At 70.7% G+C, this 2,983-nt stretch carries 3 protein-coding genes; all 3 read right to left on the reverse strand.

Going from position 1 to position 2,983, the window contains the following annotated elements:
• A partial coding sequence (locus ACY45C_RS18495) for an acyl-CoA dehydrogenase family protein (RefSeq protein WP_462188832.1) occupies window positions 1–773 on the reverse strand: 773 nt, incomplete at its 3' end.
• Window positions 774–814: 41 nt separating this feature from the next.
• A complete protein-coding gene (locus ACY45C_RS18500) occupies window positions 815–1,990 on the reverse strand; it encodes a CaiB/BaiF CoA transferase family protein (RefSeq protein WP_462188838.1) in 1,176 nt (391 codons plus the stop codon).
• A gap of 107 nt (window positions 1,991–2,097) precedes the next feature.
• On the reverse strand, window positions 2,098–2,983 hold an 886-nt coding region (locus ACY45C_RS18505), incomplete at its 5' end, for an MmgE/PrpD family protein (RefSeq protein ID WP_462188833.1).

Genomic DNA, 2,983 nt, shown 5'->3' on the forward strand with positions numbered 1-2,983 from the left:
CTTCGAAGACCCGCGATACCGAGGGCGCGGGCGGCGACCTGAATCCGGCCGATCTCCAGGCCCTTCATAATCTGCGCGAATCCGCGGCCTTCCTCGCCGCCGAGCAGCGCATCGACGGGGGCATGGTAGTCATCGAAGGACAGTTCACAGCTTTCGACGCCCTTGTAGCCGAGTTTTGGCAGGTCTTTGGACACGGTGAACCCGTCGCCGGGTTCGACCAGCAGGATGCTGATGCCCTTGTGCCTGGGCTCGGCTTTCGGATCGGTCCTGCACAGCAGCGCGATCAGCTGGGAGCGGCGGGCGTTGGTGATCCACGTCTTCGACCCGTTGACCACGTAGTGCTCACCGGCGCGGCGGGCGCTGGTAGTGAGGGCCTGCAGATCGGAACCGCCGCCGGGTTCGGTCAACGCCATCGTGGCGCGGATCTCACCGCTGGCCAGTGCGGGCAGATAACGCTGCTTCTGCTGCTCGGTGCCGAAGGTGAGGATGAGCGTGGAGACGACGGTGTGGCCACCCATCGCGCCGGCCAGGCTCATCCAGCCGCGGGCGAGCTGCTCGGTGACCTGGACGTAGCAGGGGGTGGAGACGGCAACCTCGCCGTAGGGTTCCGGAATGGCCAGGCCGAAGATACCGAGCTTTTTCATCTGCTCGATGAGCTTCTCGGGATAGTCGTTGGCGTGTTCCAGGTCCCGGGCGATCGGGCGGACCTCCCGGTCGACGAAGTCGCGCACGGTGTCGACGATGGCTTGTTCTTCCGCGGTCAGGGTACTCACGCTGGGTCCTCTTTGAATGGGGGGCCGGGGGTCGGCGGAGGTCAGATGACGCCGTCGGCACGGAGCGCGGCGATGGCGGTATCGGTGCGGCCCAGGCTGCGCAGGATGGCGTCGGTGTGTTCGCCGAGGGCGGGAACGGGGTTCATCGCCGGGTCCAGGTCGGTGAGGGTGGCCGGGGGCAGGAGGGCGCCGATGTCGCCGCCGGGGGTGGCGACGGTGCGCCACCGGTCGCGGCCAGTCAAGACGGGGTGGTCGAGGAAGTGGGCGACGGAGTTCAGCCGGGCGTTGGCGATACCGGCTTTGGCCAGCAACGCCAGCACTGTGCCGGTGTCGAGCGTGGCGAATCGGTCCGCGATCACGCCGTTGAGGGCGTCGCGGTGGGCGACGCGCGCGGAGTTGGTCGCGAAGCGGTGGTCCTCGGCCAGGGCCGGGTCGTCGAGCACGATCCGGCAGAAGGCGTGCCATTCGCGTTCGTTCTGGATGGCCAGCAGCACCGTCTGGTCCTCGGCGGTGGTGAACGGGCCGTAGGGGGCGATGGTGGCGTGCTGGGCGCCGACCCGTGCCGGTTGCCGCCCGCCGTACCGGGTGTAGTAGGCCGGTGAACCCATCCACTCGGCGAGGGCCTCGAACAACGATACCTCGACCGCGGAGACCGCCCCCGTGGTGGCGCGCCGGTAGAGGGCAGTGAGGACGCCGGTGTAGGCGTACATGCCGGCGGCGATGTCGGCGACCGAGATCCCGGCCTTCGCCATCTGGTCCGGGCTACCGGTCAGCGACACGAGGCCGGTCTCGCACTGCACGAGCAGGTCGTAGGCTTTCCGGTCGGCCCAGGGCCCGTCGGTGCCGTAGCCGGAGATCGTGCAGGGGATCACCCGAGGGTGCCGGTCGGCCAGGGACGAGGCGTCGAGGCCGAGGCGAGCGGCGGCGCCGGGGCCGAGGTTCTGCACCAGCACGTCGGCCTCGGCCAGCAGCTCCTCCAGAACCGCGCGCCCCTCGGTGGTCTTCACGTCCAGGGTGAGGGATTCCTTGGAGCGGTTGAGCCACACGAAGTAGCTCGACTGGCCGTGCACCGACACGTCGTAGCGGCGGGCGAAGTCGCCGCCGTCGGGCCGTTCGATCTTGATGACCCGCGCGCCGAAATCAGCCAGCTGGCGGGTGGCGAACGGGGCCGCGACGGCCTGCTCCAGGCTGACCACGGTCACCCCGGCCAACGGCAGCGGGACGTGCGGCGAGGGGGATCGCTGCGAGGAGGATCGCGGCGCGGCGCCCGGCGTCGCGCCCGACTCGGGGCGGTGCTGCTGGTGCTCGGTTATGTGGTGCTCGGTCACGTCAGGCCGTTCCTTTGGCCAGGCAGGTGGTCTGCCAGCAGCGTCGCGGCACGCGCCCAGTCCAGTCCGGTCAGCAGCGCGGGAACGTCGGGGCCACAGTCGGCGATCTTGGCGCGCAGGTCCTGATCCGAAGGTGGCCGCCCGGGCGACCCGGGTGGCAGCCGCTGGCTCACCGAGTACCGGGCGCCACCGCTGAGGGTGAGCGTGATGTCGATGCGGCCGGAGAGCAGCCCGTCACCGCCGGGGGTCTCGGTGACGGCTACGAGCTGGAGCAGGCGCTGGGCTTCGAGTCGGGTCACGGCGAGGTCGGTGAAGCTCCCGAAGCCGGGATGAGGGTCCAGCAGCGCGGCGGCGATGGCATATTCCAGGCTGAACTTCCCCTGCAGCCCGGTGCGGGGCCGATGGTGGATCAGCGGCTGTACTGCGCCCGCGGGTGTGCTCACCTCGATCGCGGTGATGCCCGAGGCGACGGCGTCGGCAGGCAGGTGCTCGCGCAGCGCGCTGATCGGGCGTTGCAGCGCGTAGCAGCAGGGAAAAATCTTGATCGCCAGCCCGCCGGGCACCGCCGGGCCGGTCACGTCGATGCGGTCCGGGTCGCCGCCGACCAGTCGTAGCCATGCGTCCAGCGCGGTCGGATCCGCGGTAGCGCCGACGGCGGCCAGCCTCGCCGCCCGAACTCCCGCGTCGGCGGCGAAGCCGACCTGCAGGGACTTGCCGGCGGAACCGAATGCCCGCTGCACCCCGCCGGCCGCGGGAACCGAGAGCGCGATCGCCGTGGCGATCTGCTCGGTCGACAGGCCCAGCGCCACCGACGCGGACACGGCGGCGGCCGGCGCCCCGGCCGTACAGGTGGCGTGCCAGCCGCCGGCATAGTGCGACCAG

It is taken from the genome of Frankia sp. CcWB2, from assembly GCF_977927585.1.